Origin of the sequence: Bradyrhizobium ottawaense, assembly GCF_002278135.3 — a bacterium.
Lineage (GTDB): Bacteria > Pseudomonadota > Alphaproteobacteria > Rhizobiales > Xanthobacteraceae > Bradyrhizobium > Bradyrhizobium ottawaense.
Genome location: NZ_CP029425.2, coordinates 6,493,961 through 6,511,609, shown reverse-complemented (window position 1 = coordinate 6,511,609; position 17,649 = coordinate 6,493,961). Strand labels below are relative to the sequence as shown.

Annotated in this window: 14 protein-coding genes; 5 read left to right on the top strand and 9 right to left on the bottom strand. The window is 66.6% G+C overall.

The window, feature by feature from the left end; translation table 11 throughout:
- Positions 1 to 38: 38 nt before the first annotated feature.
- Positions 39 to 1,484 (bottom strand): helix-turn-helix domain-containing protein, encoded by a 1,446-nt coding sequence (locus CIT37_RS30860; RefSeq protein ID WP_028141728.1) that lies wholly within the window; start codon positions 1,482 to 1,484, stop codon positions 39 to 41.
- Between the two features lie 231 nt (positions 1,485 to 1,715).
- On the opposite strand from CIT37_RS30860, the gene CIT37_RS30855 reads away from it, so the two are divergent.
- The 3 genes from CIT37_RS30855 to CIT37_RS30845 all read left to right on the top strand — a co-directional run bounded on the left by CIT37_RS30855 (position 1,716) and on the right by CIT37_RS30845 (position 4,341).
- On the top strand, positions 1,716 to 3,350 hold the full coding sequence (locus tag CIT37_RS30855) for an isocitrate lyase (RefSeq protein ID WP_095424586.1): 1,635 nt from the start codon (positions 1,716 to 1,718) through the stop codon (positions 3,348 to 3,350).
- A 30-nt stretch (positions 3,351 to 3,380) separates the two neighbouring features.
- Positions 3,381 to 3,590, top strand: a complete 210-nt coding sequence (locus tag CIT37_RS30850; RefSeq protein WP_018323282.1) for a DUF4170 domain-containing protein — start codon at positions 3,381 to 3,383, stop codon at positions 3,588 to 3,590.
- A gap of 196 nt (positions 3,591 to 3,786) precedes the next feature.
- Positions 3,787 to 4,341 (top strand): hypothetical protein, encoded by a 555-nt coding sequence (locus tag CIT37_RS30845; RefSeq protein ID WP_095424587.1) that lies wholly within the window; start codon positions 3,787 to 3,789, stop codon positions 4,339 to 4,341.
- Between the two features lie 135 nt (positions 4,342 to 4,476).
- On the opposite strand, the gene CIT37_RS30840 is transcribed toward CIT37_RS30845, so the two are convergent.
- Positions 4,477 to 5,237, bottom strand: a protein-coding gene (locus CIT37_RS30840; RefSeq protein WP_110115998.1) for an IS5 family transposase whose coding sequence is annotated in 2 segments (ribosomal slippage) — positions 4,477 to 4,898 and positions 4,898 to 5,237 — 762 coding nt in all. Because the reading frame shifts where the segments join, the coding sequence is not laid out codon by codon here.
- A 62-nt stretch (positions 5,238 to 5,299) separates the two neighbouring features.
- Entirely contained in the window at positions 5,300 to 6,181 is an 882-nt protein-coding gene (locus CIT37_RS30835) for a metallophosphoesterase family protein (RefSeq protein WP_095426925.1), read from the bottom strand.
- A 107-nt stretch (positions 6,182 to 6,288) separates the two neighbouring features.
- Between CIT37_RS30835 and CIT37_RS30830 the strand changes: the two genes are divergently transcribed.
- Complete coding sequence (locus CIT37_RS30830) at positions 6,289 to 6,780, top strand: NUDIX domain-containing protein (protein ID WP_028141724.1); 492 nt, start codon at positions 6,289 to 6,291, stop codon at positions 6,778 to 6,780.
- A 149-nt stretch (positions 6,781 to 6,929) separates the two neighbouring features.
- Positions 6,930 to 7,445, top strand: a complete 516-nt coding sequence (locus CIT37_RS30825) for a GNAT family N-acetyltransferase (RefSeq protein WP_095426926.1) — start codon at positions 6,930 to 6,932, stop codon at positions 7,443 to 7,445.
- 101 nt (positions 7,446 to 7,546) lie between these two features.
- Here the strand turns inward: CIT37_RS30825 and CIT37_RS30820 are convergent, their stop codons facing one another.
- The 6 genes from CIT37_RS30820 to CIT37_RS30795 form a co-directional block, all read right to left on the bottom strand.
- A complete protein-coding gene (locus tag CIT37_RS30820) occupies positions 7,547 to 9,916 on the bottom strand; it encodes a TonB-dependent receptor (RefSeq protein WP_038948325.1) in 2,370 nt (789 codons plus the stop codon).
- Between the two features lie 148 nt (positions 9,917 to 10,064).
- Positions 10,065 to 10,469: a DUF2946 family protein gene (locus tag CIT37_RS30815; RefSeq protein WP_095426905.1), complete on the bottom strand. Its 405-nt coding sequence runs from the start codon at positions 10,467 to 10,469 to the stop codon at positions 10,065 to 10,067.
- A 233-nt stretch (positions 10,470 to 10,702) separates the two neighbouring features.
- Positions 10,703 to 12,766: a membrane protein gene (locus CIT37_RS30810; protein ID WP_028141720.1), complete on the bottom strand. Its 2,064-nt coding sequence runs from the start codon at positions 12,764 to 12,766 to the stop codon at positions 10,703 to 10,705.
- A 7-nt stretch (positions 12,767 to 12,773) separates the two neighbouring features.
- On the bottom strand, positions 12,774 to 15,578 hold the full coding sequence (locus CIT37_RS30805; RefSeq protein ID WP_038948322.1) for a DUF4159 domain-containing protein: 2,805 nt from the start codon (positions 15,576 to 15,578) through the stop codon (positions 12,774 to 12,776).
- A complete protein-coding gene (locus CIT37_RS30800; protein WP_028141718.1) occupies positions 15,575 to 16,519 on the bottom strand; it encodes a DUF58 domain-containing protein in 945 nt (314 codons plus the stop codon). Before CIT37_RS30800 ends, CIT37_RS30805 begins: the two co-directional genes overlap by 4 nt.
- Positions 16,519 to 17,517: an AAA family ATPase gene (locus CIT37_RS30795; RefSeq protein WP_018323293.1), complete on the bottom strand. Its 999-nt coding sequence runs from the start codon at positions 17,515 to 17,517 to the stop codon at positions 16,519 to 16,521. Before CIT37_RS30795 ends, CIT37_RS30800 begins: the two co-directional genes overlap by 1 nt.
- Between the last annotated feature and the right edge of the window lie 132 nt (positions 17,518 to 17,649).

The window sequence follows — 17,649 nt, the reverse complement described above, 5'->3', positions numbered from 1 at the left end:
TGGGTCAAGCCCGGCCATGACGGAGGAGAGAGTGCCCCTCACAACTCCCGCGCATTCGAGAACGCGAAGCTCGACACCCGCCGCGTCGTCTCGTCCAGGATGAGCGTGCGTGTGATCGGCGGCTCGGCGCGCTGGGCGCAGTTTTCGCGCTCGCACAGGCGGCAGTTGACGCCGATCGGCGTGCCTTCGGTTTTCTCCAGGTCGACGCCGGCGGCGTAGGTCAGGCGCGCGGCGTGACGGATCTCGCAGCCGAGCCCGATGGCGAAGCGCGGTTGCGGCAGCGGGTGCGGCGCGACGGGGCGGCGCACCATCTGCGCGATCGAGAAATAGCGCGTGCCGTCGGACAGCTCGATCACCTGCTTGAGCAGGCGATCGGGCGTATCGAAGGTCGAGTGCACGTTCCACAGCGGACAGGTGCCGCCGAATTTCGAGAACGGGAAGGTGCCGGAGGAGAAGCGCTTCGACACGTTGCCGGCATTGTCGACGCGGAGCAGGAAGAACGGGATGCCGCGCGCGTTCGGCCGCTGCAAAGTGGTGAGCCGGTGGCAGACCTGCTCGAAGCCGGAATTGAAGCGCTGCGCCAGCACGTGGATGTCGTAGTTGAGCGCCTCGGCAGCAGCGAGGAATGCCGGATAGGGCATCATGACAGCGGCGGCGAAGTAGTTGCCGAGCGTGATGCGGAACAGCCGGCGCGGGGCGTCCTCGAGCGGGCCGGCGCGGCCGATGATGGTCTCCAACTGCTGCGCGCATTCGCCGAGGCCCAGCTGGAAGGCCAGCTGGAAGGCGCGGCCGGGCGGGTCGACCAGCTCCGAGATCAGGAGCTGGCGGCGGTGGCGGTCGAAGCGCCGGAGCGTCTCGCGCATCACGTCGACAGGCATGATGCGGGTCTGGACCGAATGCTTTTCGCGCAAGCGCGCGGCCAGCGCCGCATAGAGCCCTTCGGCCGGCACGTTCAGCTCGTCGCGCAAGGCTTCGGCGGCCTGCTCGAGCTCCGGAAAATAGTTGCGGTTGGCCTCGATCAGCTCGCGCACGCGCTCGACCGGATTGGTCTCGTAACGCGTGCCGACGTCGCGGTCGGCCATCTGGGCCGCAGCCAGCGTCTCGCCCTGGCGCGCCTCGGTATAGGCCGCGTAGAGCCGCTGCAGCGCATGGGTGACGCCGGGGCAGAGTTCGGCGAGGTCGCGCAGCTCCTGCTTGGGGACGTCGATCTGGCGAAACAGGGGGTCGGAGAAGATCTCGTTCAGCTCGGCGAAGAATCGGTCCTCGTCGGCGGTCGCAAGGTCGCGCAAATCGAGGTCGTATGTCTCGGCCAGCCGCAGCAGGATCTGGGCGGTCACCGGGCGCTGGTTCCGCTCGATCAGGTTGACGTAGCTCGGCGAGATCCCGAGGCCTTCGGCGATTTGGGTCTGGGACAGCCCCAATTGCTGCCGAATCCTTCGGAAGCGCGGGCCGACGAAAAGTTTCTTGCCGGATTCGGCGGCCATGTCTCAGATCTCCGTGCATATGAAGGACAGCTTGGCTGACCTATATTTTTTACAAACTTTACAAAATAACATCTGTTACATGTTCTGATGTTACATGACATCACCAATAAAAAACAAGCCATCTATACGAAGTTTCTGTTTTCGCGTTTAGCTCCTGACACGCATCTCGCAATGCATTGTCAAGAATGTCGATGGCCGGCCATCGGTCATCGTCAGCGAAAGGATAGGCACATGAATTACCAGCCCCGCGGCATCAACGCGCTTCAGCGCCCGGCCTCGTATCAAGACGAGATCAAGGCGGCCCAGGCGCTCCTCGAGACCCAGCCGACCTGGAACGGGGTGTCGGCCGAGGCCGTCGCACGCATGCGCCTGCAAAACCGCTTCAGGACCGGCCTCGACGTCGCCCGCTACACCGCGGCGCTGATGCGGGCCGACATGGCCGCCTATGACAACGACCCCACCAAGTACACCCAGTCGCTGGGCTGCTGGCACGGCTTCATCGCCCAGCAGAAGCTGATCTCGGTCAAGAAGCATTTCGGCGGCAAGACCGATCGCACCTATCTGTACCTCTCGGGGTGGATGATCGCGGCGCTGCGCTCCGAGTTCGGCCCGCTGCCCGACCAGTCCATGCACGAGAAGACCTCGGTGCCGGCGCTGATCGAAGAGCTCTACACCTTCCTGCGCCAAGCGGACTCGCGTGAGCTCAACGACATCTTCCGCCTCCTCGACAAGGCGCGCAAGGAAGGCGACAAGACCCGCGAGAAGGAGCTGATCGCGAAGATCGACGGCTTCCAGACCCACGTCGTGCCCGTCATCGCCGACATCGACGCCGGCTTCGGCAACGCCGAGGCGACCTATCTGCTCGCCAAGAAGATGATCGAAGCGGGCGCCTGCGCGCTGCAGATCGAGAACCAGGTCTCGGACGAGAAGCAGTGCGGCCACCAGGACGGCAAGGTCACCGTGCCGCACGAAGTGTTCATCGCGAAGATCCGCGCCTGCCGCCATGCCTTCCTCGAGCTCGGCGTCGAAGACGGTGTCATCGTGACCCGCACCGACTCGCTCGGCGCCGGCCTGACGCAGCAGATCGCCGTCAGCCACAAGCCCGGTGACATCGGCGACCAGTACAACAGCTTCCTCGATTGCGAGGAAATCACCGCGGAGAACGCCCGCAATGGCGACGTCATCATCAACCGCAACGGCAAGATGATGCGTCCGAAGCGGCTGCCCTCCAATCTGTATCAGTTCCGCCCGGGTACCGGCGAAGACCGCTGCGTGCTCGACAGCATCACCTCGCTGCAGAACGGCGCGGACCTGCTCTGGATCGAGACCGAGAAGCCGCATATCGAGCAGATCGCCAAGATGGTCGATCGGATCCGCAAGGTCATTCCGAACGCGAAGCTGGCCTACAACAACTCGCCGTCCTTCAACTGGACGCTGAACTTCCGTTGGCAGGTCTACGACGCGATGAAGGAAGCCGGCAAGGACGTCAGCAAGTACAACCGTGCCGAGCTGATGAAGCCGGAATACGACGATACGCCGCTGGCGCAGGAAGCCGACGAGCGCATCCGTACCTTCCAGGCGGATTCGGCCAAGCGCGCCGGCATCTTCCATCACCTGATCACGTTGCCGACCTATCACACGGCGGCGCTCTCGACCGACAATCTGGCGAAGGAATATTTCGGCGACCAGGGCATGCTCGGCTACGTCAAGAACGTCCAGCGCCAGGAGATCCGTCAGGGCATCGCCTGCGCCAAGCATCAGAACATGGCCGGCTCCGACATCGGCGACGACCACAAGGAATACTTCGCCGGCGAGGCTGCCCTGAAGGCGGGCGGCGTCCACAACACGATGAACCAGTTCGGCTAACGCAGCACGCTATTGGACAGGAGACTGACAATGACCAAAGGCAGCAATTTCTGGGTGATCGGCGGCGAGTTCGGTTCGATGAACTTCCACAAGCTCGTGGAAGGCTCGGCCCAGGTGCAGGGTCCGTTCAAGACCCGCAAGGAGGCCGAGGACGCCTGGCGCACGGTCTCGGAAGAGAACCGCCACAAGGCCGGCGTCCGCTTCTCCATCGTGGAAGAGCCGTCGCGCGTCTCGGCCTAAGGGCTTGGCTGCCGACCTGAATTAAGAAGACGTCCAAGGACGGATGGTCCCATCCAGGCTCTGCCTGGGTGGGATCGTCTGTTTTTGGCACAGGTCAATCGCCTGTGGGCGCCGTAAGTATCTGGAATTATGGACCCTTTGCGGGCCTCAAGGTTGCTGATAGGTTAATGGAGGAAAGTCGAGGACGAGGCCGACCATGTCAGAGCCCGAGACCAGCGGGACCCATCCCGGCCAGCCGCGCCCGGTGCGGCTGCGCGATGCGCTGCTGCGCGCGCGGATCGAGGCCGCCGACCGAACGGGCGTCGTCGTCGATCTCCGGGACGCCGAGGTGGCGCGGCTCGAGATCCTCAACGACGCGCTCGATCCCCTGTTCGCGCAGGTGCCTGACAGGATCGATCTGTTCGACCGCGGCATCAGCCAGGGCGATACGCCCAGACTCTGGATCGACGTCGTCGCCCACATCGTGATGGGGCGCGACAAGCGGATGTACCGCTTCGTTCAGGACACACGCTTTGGCCGCATCGTGCTCGCCGAATCGCACGACACCACTGTGATCGTCGAGGCCGTCACCGACTATGTCGCGCGCCGCATGGTCGAGCGCGAGCATGCGATGGTGGTCCCGCCCGAACCGAAGTCCGCGGTCGCGCCTCCGCCGCGCCGCTCGCGCCTGTGGCCGTTCGTCTTCGGCTTCGTGCTCGGCGCCGCCGCCTTGTTCGGCCTCGCCGTGCTGGCGGCCTTGCGGAGCTGGTGAGGTATTCTCCGCCGTCATTCCGGGGCGCGCCAAAGGCGCGAGCCCGGAATCCATTCATCCACCAATTCTGCGGCCCGATGGATTCCGGGCTCGCGCATCGCGCGCCCCGGAATGACATCGAACTAGGGTCCAGACTCAATTGAGCCAATATGCGACGAGAGCGGCGAGATGAACAGCGGCCAAAAAATTACGGGCGAGCTTGTCATATCGCGTGGCGATGCGCCGGAAGTCCTTGAGCCTGCAAAAGCAGCGTTCGATGACATTTCGTCCTTTGTAGGCGCGTTTGTTGAAGCGATGGATGACGACACGGTTAGATTTATTGGGGATTACGGGCTTGGCGCCACGACGAATGATTTCGCCGCGAAGCTTGTCGCCATCATACCCTTTGTCGGCGAGGAGCACGCTCATGGGTGGCGCGAGCGCCAGGACATCGGGAGCCGCAGCGATATCGGCATCCTGGCCTGGAGTCAGATGCAGGACGACCGGCCGGCAGAGCGGATCGCTCAGCGCATGGATTTTTGTCGTGCGGCCTCCGCGCGAGCGGCCGATTGCTTGATTGTGCTCCCCCCTTTTCCGCCGGAGGCACACCGGTGAGCTTTAATCGAGGTCGAGTCGAGCGACAGTACGACGCCGTCTTCGCCAGGCTTGGCCAGCGCTTCGAAGATTGCGCACCATCGTCCTCGCTTGGCCCAGCGATTGAAGCGATTGTAGATCGTCGTGTAAGGGCCGTATTCACGTGGACAATCACGCCATCGTGCACCCGATTGCAGCATGTGAATGATGCCGCTGACGATGCGTCGGTCGTCGTCCCGATCCGGCCCCGTCAGTCCCCTCGGCAGATGCGGTTCGATACGCGCCCATTGCCTGTCGTTCAGCCAAAACAAACCAGCGCGCATTCTCTCGCCCCCGAATCAACACGTAGGCAAGAGAATCACGTGGCGCTATTTAGGTACAGACCCTAGATCAGCCTCACATGCTTGATCTGCCCCATCTGAAATCCCGCCCCGAGGCTCCGCACCATTTGCTCGCAGCGCCAGCCGGCATTGTCCTTCTCGATTCTGAAAAGATTATAGGCCGCCGCCGGGTAGCGCCCGTGCGCGAGCGCGGAGGCCGAGGGCACGCCGAGCGCGGGAATGTTGCCGTTGGGACCCTCGAACCACATCGTCGAATGAATGTGGTCGTGCCCGTGCAGGATCAGTTCGACGCCGTGGCGCTTGAGCAGCGCCAGCAGCGCGGCCGAATCTGTCATCCGCTTCTGCCGTGCATCGGACTTCAAGGGATGGTGCACCAGGAGCACGCGGAAGACGTCCTCGGCCGCGAGCCGTTCGAGCATTGCTGCAAGAGAGTCGAGTTGATCGCGCCCGAGCGTGCCCGTCGCCATCAGCGGCAGGGTCGGCACCGCCGTGGACAGGCTGATCAGCGCGAGCGGCCCGCGCCGGCGCACGGATGGAAAGCCGATGCCGCCGTCGTCGCCGGCGAGATAGGGCGCAAACGTCTCGCCGAAACGATGCGAGGTGGCGCGGACATAGGCGTCGTGATTGCCGGGAATCGCGGTGACGCGGTCGGGCGGGCCGACGCCCTCGAGCCAGGCGCGGGCAGGGGCGAACTCGGCTTCCAGCGCGAGGTTGACGAGATCGCCCGTCACCGCGATGTGGTCGGGCGCCTGCGCCTTCATGTCGGCGACCAGCGCATCGAGCACCTCGCGACGCTGGTACTTGTGGCGGTTGCGCGTCCAGTTGACGTAGCCGAGCACGCGCTTGCCGGCGAGCTCGATCAGCCGCGGTTTCGGCAAGGGCGCTAGATGCGGATCGGACAGATGGGCGAGCGTGAAGGGGGCCAGCGTGTTGGGAGTCATGGCGTGCGATTGCCTCGCTATTGCTCCGTTGTAATGGCAAGGTCGCGGGGACTGTGCAAGCGGGGCCGGGACAGCGGCCTCAAGGAAGCCTGATGGGAGATGGTCTGGACCGTATTCGACGAAAATTCGAGCCGCTGCTGCGGCGAGTCTTCCACGCCTATTTCCTTATCGTTCGCGGCATGACGCTCGGCGTCCGCGCCGTGGTGCTGGATGCCGAGAATCGGGTGTTTCTGGTCAGGCACAGCTACGTCAGCGGCTGGTACCTGCCCGGCGGCGGCGTCGACCACGGCGAGACCATGGAGCAGGCGATGCGGCGCGAGCTCAAGGAGGAGGGCGATATCGACCTCACTGGCGAGGCCGTGCTGCATGGCATCTTCCTCAACAGCCACGTTTCCCGCCGCGACCACGTCGCGGTCTACGTCGTCAGGCAGTTCAGGCAGGACCGCCTGCCCGAGGCCAACCGCGAGATCGTCGAATGCGGGTTCTTCGCGGTCACGGCGCTGCCCGACGGCACCACGCGAGGGACGCGGCTGCGGATCGCCGAAGTGCTGGACGGCCGGCCAATGGTTGCGACGTGGCGCTGAGGACGGCCTGTGCGAGTGCGTCAGGAGTTGGAGTTGAACGAATGCAAGCCGAGGGTTTCAGAACACCTCTCCCGTCGACCTTGAAAAGGAGCTGAGCGCCTTGTTGCCCGATGGACCGCGCTGCGTTCAGGTGCTATCCCGCGATTGACATGACCGATCTCTCACTGACCATCCTCCCCGAGGCCGCTGGCGATGCCCAATCGATCGAGCGGCTGCACGAACGCACCTTCGGTCCCGGCCGCTTCGTGCTCAGCGCCTACAGGATCCGCGAGCACGTCGACCATCTGCTCGAATTGTCCTTCACCGCGCGCATCGGCACGCTGCTGGTCGGCTCGGTCAGGCAATTGCCGGTGCTGGTCGGCGAGACGCCGGCGCTGCTGCTCGGCCCGCTGACGGTCGAGCCGCCATTCCGCGGCCGCGGTGTCGGCCGTCTGCTGATGGAGCGCGCGCTAAAGGATGCGAAGGCGAAAGGTCACCGCCTCGTGCTGCTGGTCGGCGACGAGCCCTATTACAGCCGCGTCGGATTCAAGCCGGTCCCGAAGGGCCGCGTCACCATGCCCGGCCCGGTCGACGCCGCCCGCATCCTGGTGTTCGAGCTCGTCGACGGCGCCTTCGAAGGGGTGTCGGGCCCGGTCGGCCCGGACTGGAGCAAGGCGCGGAAGTAGTTCGGGCTACCACTCTGTGCACCACGAGACGACAGCGGCTCCGCAATGACGGGGTGAGAAAGCCGGTGTGCCGGGGCCCCCTGGCCCCGACGCACCCAAGATCAGAACTTGAAGTTCGCGAATGCGCGCACGCCGATGCCGGGCATCAGCACCTCGTCCTTGGTATAGGACACCGAGTTGCGGATGTTCTCGTTGAGGAGATTGTTGCCGACGATGCCGGCCATCATCTCGCGCGCGCCGAACCAGTTGCGGTCGAGCTTGGTCTTGTAGCTGACCTCGGCCTTCAACAGATTGTAGCCCGCCGTCGGCGTCTCCGCGATCAATGCGACGTTGTTCTGCGCGAAGGCGTGTAACAGGTTGACGCGCATCAGCCAGTTGTCGTCGCGCCAAAATACGCCGCCGCCCATTCGCATGGGGGGAATGCGCGGCACGTTGGTGCCGTCGCTGAAGGTGGCGCGGACGAAGTCGAGCTGATTCTCGATACCCCAGATGCCACCCTGGAACGCGCCGACGTCGAGCTGCGACTGGAATTCGCCGCCGCGGAAATTGGCATTGCGCTGCGAGTAGACCGCCTGGTTCAGCTCGGCGCCCGGCGTGCCGCAGGAGGCAAAGTCGTCATCGCAGGACACGCCGGTGAGGCGGCGATAGATGAAATTGTCGAAATGCGTGTAGTAAACGGTTGCCTCGAAGCGGAACGGCCCCGTCGCCCTGCGCACGCCGAGCTCGACCGATTTCGCGGTCTCGATGGTGAGGTTGGGATTGCCGATGTCGAAGGTCGCGGTCGCGTCATGGCCGCCGCGCGAGAACAGCTCGGCCGCCTTCGGCGCGCGCTCGACATATTGCGCGGTGATGCTGCCGACCATGCCGCCCGGCAGATCCTGCAGCAGGCCGATGCTGCCGCTCTTGGGCGTGAAGGACGGATTGCGCGCGATCGCCGCCTGCGGCGTGCCGTCGGGCAAATAATCGGCCGGGAAGTCCGGCGTCGTGCCGTGCAGCTCGACATGCTCGATGCGGCCGGCGATCTGCGCCCGCGTCGCCTCCGTGAACTTGAACTCGTTGAAGGCGTAGCCGGCGACGCGCGTGCTGTTGTTAGGGTCCCACAGGCCGTTGAACAGCGTGCCGGGATTGTCCGGGCTCGGCGCGCTCAATTCCTGATGCCCGACCTGGAAGCCCAGCGCCGTCGTCACTTCGGCGAAGCGCGCATTGAACGGCATCAGCTGCACCTCGGTGCGGATTTCCTGCTCCTTGTTGGTGAAGGTCTGCCTGATGCCGTCGCTGTTGAGGTCGGCGGGATCGGCAAGGCCGATCTCGTTGTGGCGGTAGTCGGTCGCGCCGGCCCAGAAGCGGACGGCGTCGATCGCGACGGCGTCGGGATGGTACTCGCCCTTGACGTTGATCTTGGTCTGGTGGCCGTCGATCCGCGTGCGGTGGTCGGCGCCGTCGATGCCGGGGATGTGGTAGAGCGAATCGTTTTGCGTGATCGATGCGCCGATATAGCCGCCCTGGAAGAAGTAGGAGCCGCCGATCGAGGCGCCGTCCGAGCGCGTCGCCGAGTTGGGCTGACGGCCGTTCACGGGGCGCGATTGATCGTTCAGATAGGGATAGCCCGGAATCGAATAGTCCGAGGTCGTGCGGCCATAGGCGTCGGCGTGGAACGCAAAATTGCCGCCGCCGGTGTCGAGCAGTACGCCGCTTTCCACGCCACGGTCGACCGAAGAGAACGCGGTACGGGTCTCGGCGGTGACGCAAGGCGATGTCGCTGCGCTCGCTAGCGGCGCCTTGGTCGGCAGGCCGTAAGCCTGGAATGACGGCGCGCAGTTCGGCACCGCATCCGGAATCCGGTTGTTGGTGGCGCTGACGACGCCGCCGATCGAGGTGGAGCCGTAGCGCAACGCGGCAGGCCCGCGCACCACTTCGATCTGGTTGGTCGCCAGCGGATCGATCGGGACGAAATGATCCTCGCCGAGATCGGACGCACCGCTCGAATTGGTGCCGTTCTCGACGATGCCGACGCGGTTGACGTCGAGACCCCGGATGATCGGCCGGCTGGAGGCGCCGGGCGCGAAGCTCGAGCCGGTGATGCCCGGCTTGGAGAACAGCAGATCGCCGAGCTGGCCGCCGCCCTCGCGGCGGATCTCCTCGTTCGGCACCACCGTGACCGTCGCGAACTGGTTGGTCACAATAGGCAGCACGCCCTGCTGAGGCGCGGCGGGCACGGCGGCTGCCGGCTCTGCTTCCGCCGCTTGTTGGCGGCTGCGCACCCGCGCGGTCCGCGTGCCGCGGCCGGGGTTGCGCGACGGCACCACCGCTCTGCGCACGATAGGGCTCGGCGCCGTCACGGTGACGGCGGGGATCTCGGTCGACGATTTGTCTTGCGCAGGCGTTTGGGCGAAAGCGGGCGTGGCGGCGGCGCCGAGCAGGAGCAGGCTCGCTCCGCCAAGACGCTGCGCGCGTCGCAATTTGAATGGCATGGTCCTGATTCCAGTCAGGCGCCGTCCGCATGATTGTGTGCTGATCGGAGGCGGCCTGCCGTCGCGGCGCGACGGAATTCGACTTCAACGTCTCCCGGGCATTTGCCGATGCGCGGCGAGCCCGGGCGTGATCAAGCGATGTTGAGAGTCAGGACGCGGGAGGGGCGCGCGGTTGGAACGCCGTGCCGGCCGATTTCAGATGGAGAAATTCGGCATCAGTGGTGCGGTGGAGCAGCTCGATCGCCTGCGGCAGCAGCAGCACCGGCGGCGTCGCCGATATGACGGTGCCCGCCATCGCGACGACGGCGCAGATCGCGCAATTGTCCTCGCCTTGATGCTCGCGGTCGGGAGCGGCGGGCGATTGCTTCTGGACCGCGGCGCGGTCGACCGCAGCAACGCCGTTGGCGCCGTCGGTCTGCTGGAGCGAGGATTGGGTGAGCGGCGCGGCCTGCGCGAACCAGTGGCTGTGCCCGAACGTCAGCGCGAACTGCACCAGCATCGCGAACAACGCGAGCCGGGCGCCGTGCCTGATATTCGACCGAAACCACTTCATCCGGAAACGCCACCCCCACGTCGCGAGGCGCCAATCCCTGACGTCGCGATGTTATAATGTAACATCGCAGGAACGGTCAGCTTATGTCAACGGCGGTCGGGCGATCTCGCGCGGGTGGCCGCGCGATGTGTCGTTCGGGCAACTAGAGTGGGATGAGCTTTGGTTGAATGGTGCGCACCCAGAACTCGAAACACCTCTCCCCGTCGGGGGGAGGTGAACCGTAGCCGATTGGATCAACGCCCCTCGCGGACCCAGGTCGCCGCAAACGCGCCGAGCAGCAGCAGCAGGCCGATCAGGCCGGCGAAGATCGGCAGCACGCCGACGCCCTTGACGACGCTGGCGTCGCGCATCCGCACCCCCATCCAGCCGTCGCCGGCAAAGACGCTGGCCGAGCGCACCGGCAGGATGCGCGGCAGCTCGACGTCGGCGCCGCTCGCCACGCGCACGGCGTTGCCGCCGGTCGCCTGCGTCAGCGGCCTCAATGTATCGACGGTGGAGGTGACTTCCGAAAACTCCTTCGGATTGGTCGGGCCGACATTGATCAACGCCTTCAGCGTGCCGTCGGTAGCCTGCCACAGGCCGAGCTCGCTCGCGGGAAGGCTGGCGCGCCATTCGCCGGGATCGCCGGGGCTCAGCGTCAGATCCTGCGACGCGCCGGACGGCGAGGTTACGCTCACCGGCTGGACGCTGTCGGCCATGGTCTGACGCACCACGACGAGGTTCTTGCCCTGCACCTGCAGACGCAGCGCCTCCTCGTCGAGGTCCGGCTGCTTCATCAGCCAGTGCGACATCCGCCTGAGCAGGTCCAGATGCGGGCCGCCGCCCTCATAGCCGCGCGCCCACAGCCAGATGTGGTCGGAAAGCAGAAGCGCGACGCGGCCCTCGCCGAAGCGCGACAGGAACAGAAGCGGCTTGCCGTCGGCCCCCGTCATCACCGGCGGGTTGACGGAATTGCGGGTGTCGACGGTGCGGAAGAAACGGCTCCAGCGCGGCGGCTCGCTGGCGGAGCCCTCCAGGGCGCGCGTGACGGGGTGGCGTTTGCCGATGTCGGACAGATGCGCATAGAACGGTTTTTCCGTCACGCCGACCGGCTCGGCCGGCAGCACCGAATCCAGCGGCGTGCGCCAGATGCTGGTGTTGGAGGCGTAGTCGGGGCCGGCCGAGACCAGCACCGCGCCGCCGCCGCGCACATAGCGCGCGATGTTGTCGAAATAGGCGATCGGCAGCACGCCCTGGCGGGCGTAGCGATCGAAGATGATCAGCTGGAATTCGTTGATCTTCTGCTGGAACAGCTCGCGGGTCGGAAACGCGATCAGCGACAATTCGTTGATCGGCGTGCCGTCCTGCTTCTCCGGCGGACGCAGAATGGTGAAATGCACGAGGTCGACGCTGGCGTCGGACTTGAGCAGATTGCGCCAGGTCCGCTCGCCCGAATGCGGCTCGCCCGAGACCAGCAGCACGCGCAGCTTGTCGCGCACGCCGTCGATGGCGACGACGGCGCGGTTGTTCACCGGCGTCAGCTCTCTCTCGAGCGGCGAGGCCTCGATCTCGACGATGTTCGGGCCGGCATGCTTGATGTCGACGTCGACGCTCGCGGCCTGGCCGCTCGAGAGCGTGCGCTCGTTGATGACCTCGCCGTCCCTGCGGATCGTGACCTTGGCGCGCTCGCCCGTGACGCCCTGGTCGTCGAGGCGGTAGCTGATGGTCTGGGTCTGGCCGACGATGCCAAAGCGCGGCGCCGCGGTGATCGCGATGCGGCGGTCGCGCTCGTCCTTCTGGCCGGTGATCAGCGCATGCACCGGCGCCTGGAAGCCGAGCGCCGTGGCGCTGGCCGGAATGTCGTGGACGCGGCCGTCGGTGATCAGGAACGCGCCGGCGACCCGGTCGACCGGCACGTCCGACAAGACCGAGGCGAGGGCGCCGAACAGCTTGGTGCCGTCGGTCTCGCCGTCGGCCTGTCCGGCCTCGACGACACGGACTTCGAGCCCCTTGACCTTCTTCAGGCTGTCGACCAGCGCTTCCTGCGCTTGCGCAGCCTCCCGATTGCGGTTGCCGAAATTCTGGCTCGGGCTCTTGTCGACGACGACAGCCGCGACCGAGGTGAGGGGATCACGGTCCTCGCGGGTGAAGGAGGGATTGGCGAGCGCGAGCAGGAACAGCGCCAGCGCGGCCACGCGCACGGCGGCGCCGCGCGCGCGCGCGACCAGCAGCACGATCGCGATGACGACGATCGCGGCGAGCGCGATCCACAGCACGATCGCGGGGACAAGCGGCGTGAATGCGATGCCGTAATTCATCTCAATCCTATTGCCCCAGCCGTTCGATCAGGGCCGGTGCGTGCACCTGGTCGGCCTTGTAATTGCCGGTCAGCGTGTACATCACGATGTTGGCGCCGGCGCGGTAGGCGAATTCGCGCTGGCGAGTGTCGCCGCCGGTCACCGGCAGCATGGCCTGGCCGTCGGGCCGCACCGCCCAGGCGCCGGCAAGATCGTTCGAGGTGATGATGATCGGCGAGACGCCGTCGCCACCGCGCGCCGGCCGCTGCGCGCTGTCCTCGTCCTCGTCGCGCGGCAGGGTCTCGACCCAGGTCTGGCCGGTGACGAAGCGACCGGGGAAGTCGCGCAGCAGGTAGAAGGTCTTGGTCAGCACGTGCTCGCGCGGCACCGGCTCGAGCTCGGGCACGTCGAGCGACGACAGGATCTCGCGCAGCGTTTGCATGCCCGGGGTCTGCGCGGCGCCGTTGGCGCCCGGCGGCGCTTCGATCGCGTCGCGGGTGTCGAACAGCACGGTGCCGCCCTGCTTCATGTAGGCGTCGATCTTGTTGATGGCGTCCTGCGGCGGCTTGGGCGCGCCCGGCACGATCGGCCAGTAGATCAGCGGGAAGAAGGCGAGTTCGTCGCGCGCGGGGTCGATGCCGACGGGATCGCCGGCCTCGAGCGCGGTGCGCTGCGCCAGGAACAGCGTCAGTCCGGACATGCCGGCCCTGACGATGGAATCGACGTCGGCATTGCCTGTGACGACATAGGCGAGGCGGGTCTGCGACGTCGCCTTCATCGCGAAATCGTCCGCGGCGCTGTCGGCGCGTGACGGCGCGGGCGAGAGCGAGGCGAACAGCAGGCCAAGCACGATCATTGCGGGCGCTGCGCGGCGGCGCAGCAGCGCGGCGATCCCGCCGCCGAGCACCGCGACGATGATGGCGTCGATCAGGAACAGCGCGAGCGCCGTCGACAGCAGCCAGCCGCGCAGGTCCCGCGGCTCGGCATTGGTGTAGGTGGCGTGCCGGGCGCGCAGGCTCGCGGTGTTGAGCGCGGCGATGCGGTCGGCGCTGGCAAGTGTGTTCACGGCAAGCGGTCCTTCGGCCGGGCCATAGAAGCCCGGAGGATGATCTGACGTGGCGCGGTCGCGGTAATCCGCGGGCAGCGGCTTTGCGGTCGCCGGCGGCGGGCCGAACGCGCCAAAACCGTCGAGAATGTGCAGCGGCGCCACCGTCTCGATGGTCGCTTCGCTGGCAACGCCTGGGCCTGGCTTTGACGTGTAGCCCGACATATCGACGACCCGCCGGAGCATTTCGACGAAGGTGCCCGACATCGGCAGATCCGACCAGCGCATGTCGGCGCTGACGTGGAACAGGCTGACGAGGCCCTTGCCGCGATGCTCGCCGGTGACCAGCGGCGTGCCGTCTTCCAGCGAGGCCCAGCTCTTGGTGGCGAGCACGGCATCGGGCTCGGCCAGCACCTGGCGGCTCACGGTGACATCCTTGGGGACAGCGACGCCGGCAAACGGGCCGTCGGCCGCGAAGGTCGCAAGATGCTGCGGCTTCTCCCAGGTCAGGCTGCCGCCGAGCGTGCGGCCGCCCTTGCGCAGCTTGACCGGCACGAGATCGTCCTCGGCCTGCGCCAGCCGGGGGCCGGCGAAGCGCACCAGCACGCCGCCCTGGTCGACCCAGGCATTGAGGCGCTCGCGCAGCTCCGGCGCGATGGTGCCGACATCGGCGAGGATGATCATCGGCAGTTTCTGGTCCAAGAATTGTGTGATGCCCTGCTGTGGCGAGCCCTTGTCGGCGAGCCTGACGTCGGCGAACGGCGCCAGCGCGCGGGTGAGATAGAAGGTCGGCGCCAGCAGCGGCTGCGCGGTCTCGCTGGTCGCACCCGAGACGATGCCGATGGCGCGGCGGCGCCAGCGCTTGTCGAGCAGCTGCACCGCGCCGGCGGAGCGCTCGCCCGAGATCTCGAGCCGCGTGATGTCGTTGCGCAGCTCGACCGGCAGATCGAACGCCGCGTCGGTCTCCTTGTCCTGCGGACCGAACGTATAGCGGGCCTCTCCGATCGGCGAGGCCTTCTGGTCCAGCGCGCGCACGGTGCCCATGGCGATGCCGCTGTCGGTGCGCAGCACCTTCACCGTCATCTTCGCCGCGGCGTTCTCGGCCGCGACCAGCGCCAGCGGCGAGGAGGTGCCGCCTTCGAACACGATCAGGCTGCGATCGCCGATGGTCTTGCCGAGGCCAGCGACGAAGTCCTCGCCGCGGCCGGTGTCGACGCCGTCGGACAGCCAGGCGATCTCGCAGTCGCCGGTGGCTTTCAGGAAGCGGTCGACCGCGGCCAGCGTCTCGACGCGGTCGATCGAATAGGGCTTTGGCGCGAGCTGCCGCAGCGCGACGCGCGCCGCGCCCGCCGGCATCAGGGTGATGTCGCGGTTCGGCTCGGATAGCGGCACCAGCGCGATGGCGCGGCGGTCGTTTTCGGCATTGGCGATCAGCTCGTCGGCGGCCCTGATCCTGACGTCCCAGTGCGACGCGGCGCTCCAGCCGTCGTCGAGCATGATCATCAGCGGCGCCTTGCTGTCGGCTGCGCCTGTTTGCGGATTCCAGATCGGGCCGGCGGCCGCGAAAATGACGAGAGCCGCAGCGAGGAGACGCAACGCGGTCAGCCACCACGGCGTCCGCGAGGGCGTCTCCTCCCGCGGCGCGATGTCGAACAGCAGGCGCGTCGGCGGAAACTCGATGCGGCGCGGCCGCGGCGGCATCACGCGTAAGAGCCACCACAGCACGGGCAGGCTGACGAGGCCGATCAGGAGCAGCGGTTCGGTGAAGGCGAGCGGCAGTCCCATCATGCGGCCGGCCCCACCTTGATCGTCGTGGTGCGGGCGCCCGACTTGCTCACCTGCATGCCGGCATGCAGGAACAGCAGCAGTTCGGCGGCGGAGCGGTCGGTGGCGTGCGTGGTGAACAGCCAGTCCAGCTTATTGGTCTCGGCGCGGATCTGGTCGCGGTGCAGCGCGAGCCGCGCGGTGTAATCCTGCGCCCAGCTCTCGGCGCGGCCGGCGGTGATCACGCCGAAGCCTTCCGGCTCGACGAACTCGACGCGGCCGGAATAGGGGAACGATTCTTCGGCGGGATCGACGATTTGCACCATGGCGCCATGCGCGCCGGAGCCGGAGAGGCCCGTGAGCGTCGTCTTGATCTCCGCGATCGGCGACCAGAAATCCGACAGCACGATGATCTCGGCCAGCGCCGCCGGCACAAAGGACGGCGGCAGGCTGAGGCGGTCGGCATCGTCATGCAGCATCGCCTGCGCCATCTTGTCGATCACGCTGCGGCTCGCGGTCGGCGCCATCAGGCCGGGAATGCCGACGCGCTCGCCGCCGGACACCAGCAGTTCGGCCAGCGCGAAGGCGACGATCAGCGTGCGCTCGAGCTTGGACTCGCGCGCGGTCTTCGAGGCGAACGCCATCGACGGCGAGCGGTCCGGCCAGATCCATACCGTGTGCGAGGCTTCCCATTCGAGCTCGCGGACATAGAGATGGTCGTCGCGCGCCGAGCGGCGCCAGTCGACGTTCTGCGCCGGCTCGCCGGAGACGAAGCGTCGGTATTGCCAGAAATTCTCGCCGGAGCCGGCGCGGCGGCGGCCGTGCAGGCCGTGGATGACGTTGGCGGCTATACGGCGGGCCTCGAGCACCAGGCGCGGCAAGGAAGCTGCGAGCGTGCGGCTTTCGCCATCGGCACGTCGGATCGCGATGATCTCCTTCGCTGTGTGCCCGTTCTCCGCTACCATCAACCGATCCGTGTCTTCAATTGCCGGATCACGTCCGGAATCGTGCGGCCCTCGGCGCGCGCCTGGAACGTCAGCGCCATGCGGTGCTTCAGCACGGGCTCGGCGAGGTCGAGCACGTCGTCGACCGACGGCGCCAGGCGTCCGTCGATCAGCGCGCGCGCGCGCACGGCCAGCATCAAGGATTGGCTGGCGCGCGGGCCGGGGCCCCAGGCGATGAACTTGCCGGCTTCGCCGGCGTCCGGACCGGGACGGGCCGAGCGCACCAGCGACAGGATCGCCTCGACGACGGAATCGCCGACCGGCAGGCGCCGGATCAGCCGCTGCGCCGTGATCAGCGCGTCCGCGGTCATCGAACCCCTCGCCAGCGTCTCCTCGGCGCCGGTGGTCTCGAACAGGATGCGGCGTTCGGCGTCGCGATCGGGATAGTCGACGTCGATCTCCATCAGGAAACGGTCGAGCTGCGCTTCGGGCAGCGGATAGGTGCCTTCCTGCTCCAGCGGGTTTTGCGTCGCGAGCACGTGGAAAGGCTTCGGCAGATCGTGGCGCGCGCCGGCCACGGTGATGTGCTGCTCCTGCATCGCCTGCAGCAGCGCCGATTGCGTGCGCGGGCTGGCGCGGTTGATCTCGTCCGCCATCAAGAGCTGCGCGAACACCGGACCTGCGATGAAGCGGAAGGCGCGCCTCCCCGCGGTGCTCTCATCCAGCACCTCGGCGCCGAGAATGTCCGACGGCATCAGATCGGGCGTGAACTGGATGCGCTTGGCATCGAGACCGAGCGTCACGCCGAGCGTCTCGACCAGCTTGGTTTTGGCAAGGCCGGGCACGCCGATCAGCAGCGCATGGCCGCCGGAGAGGATGGTGACCAGCGTGTTCTCGATCACGCGATCCTGGCCGAAGATGACGGACGCGATCGCATCCTTCGCCGCGCGAATCTGGCTCGACACCTGCTCGGCCGAACGAACGATCCCGTCCTCGAGTTTCTCGACACTCTCCGCCATCCGTTTAGCTCCTTCAGCCTGCCACGCGGCTTGCTTGCGCCGTCACGTCACCACGTCACGGATCATCACGTCAGATCATCACGTCAACTCATGGGCCTATGCTAGACTTGCAGGAAGGCCATGTATTCGTTG

Bases quoted from the DNA above. Each gene is read 5' to 3' on its own strand.
- CIT37_RS30815 (WP_095426905.1), bottom strand. From the start codon at position 10,469: ATGAAGTGGTTTCGGTCGAATATCAGGCACGGCGCCCGGCTCGCGTTG.
- CIT37_RS30860 (WP_028141728.1), bottom strand. From the start codon at position 1,484: ATGGCCGCCGAATCCGGCAAGAAACTTTTCGTCGGCCCGCGCTTCCGA.
- CIT37_RS30850 (WP_018323282.1), top strand. From the start codon at position 3,381: ATGACCAAAGGCAGCAATTTCTGGGTGATCGGCGGCGAGTTCGGTTCG.
- CIT37_RS30800 (WP_028141718.1), bottom strand. From the start codon at position 16,519: ATGGTAGCGGAGAACGGGCACACAGCGAAGGAGATCATCGCGATCCGA.
- CIT37_RS30830 (WP_028141724.1), top strand. From the start codon at position 6,289: ATGGGAGATGGTCTGGACCGTATTCGACGAAAATTCGAGCCGCTGCTG.
- CIT37_RS30845 (WP_095424587.1), top strand. From the start codon at position 3,787: ATGTCAGAGCCCGAGACCAGCGGGACCCATCCCGGCCAGCCGCGCCCG.
- CIT37_RS30805 (WP_038948322.1), bottom strand. From the start codon at position 15,578: ATGATGGGACTGCCGCTCGCCTTCACCGAACCGCTGCTCCTGATCGGC.
- CIT37_RS30810 (WP_028141720.1), bottom strand. From the start codon at position 12,766: ATGAATTACGGCATCGCATTCACGCCGCTTGTCCCCGCGATCGTGCTG.
- CIT37_RS30820 (WP_038948325.1), bottom strand. From the start codon at position 9,916: ATGCCATTCAAATTGCGACGCGCGCAGCGTCTTGGCGGAGCGAGCCTG.
- CIT37_RS30795 (WP_018323293.1), bottom strand. From the start codon at position 17,517: ATGGCGGAGAGTGTCGAGAAACTCGAGGACGGGATCGTTCGTTCGGCC.
- CIT37_RS30825 (WP_095426926.1), top strand. From the start codon at position 6,930: ATGACCGATCTCTCACTGACCATCCTCCCCGAGGCCGCTGGCGATGCC.
- CIT37_RS30855 (WP_095424586.1), top strand. From the start codon at position 1,716: ATGAATTACCAGCCCCGCGGCATCAACGCGCTTCAGCGCCCGGCCTCG.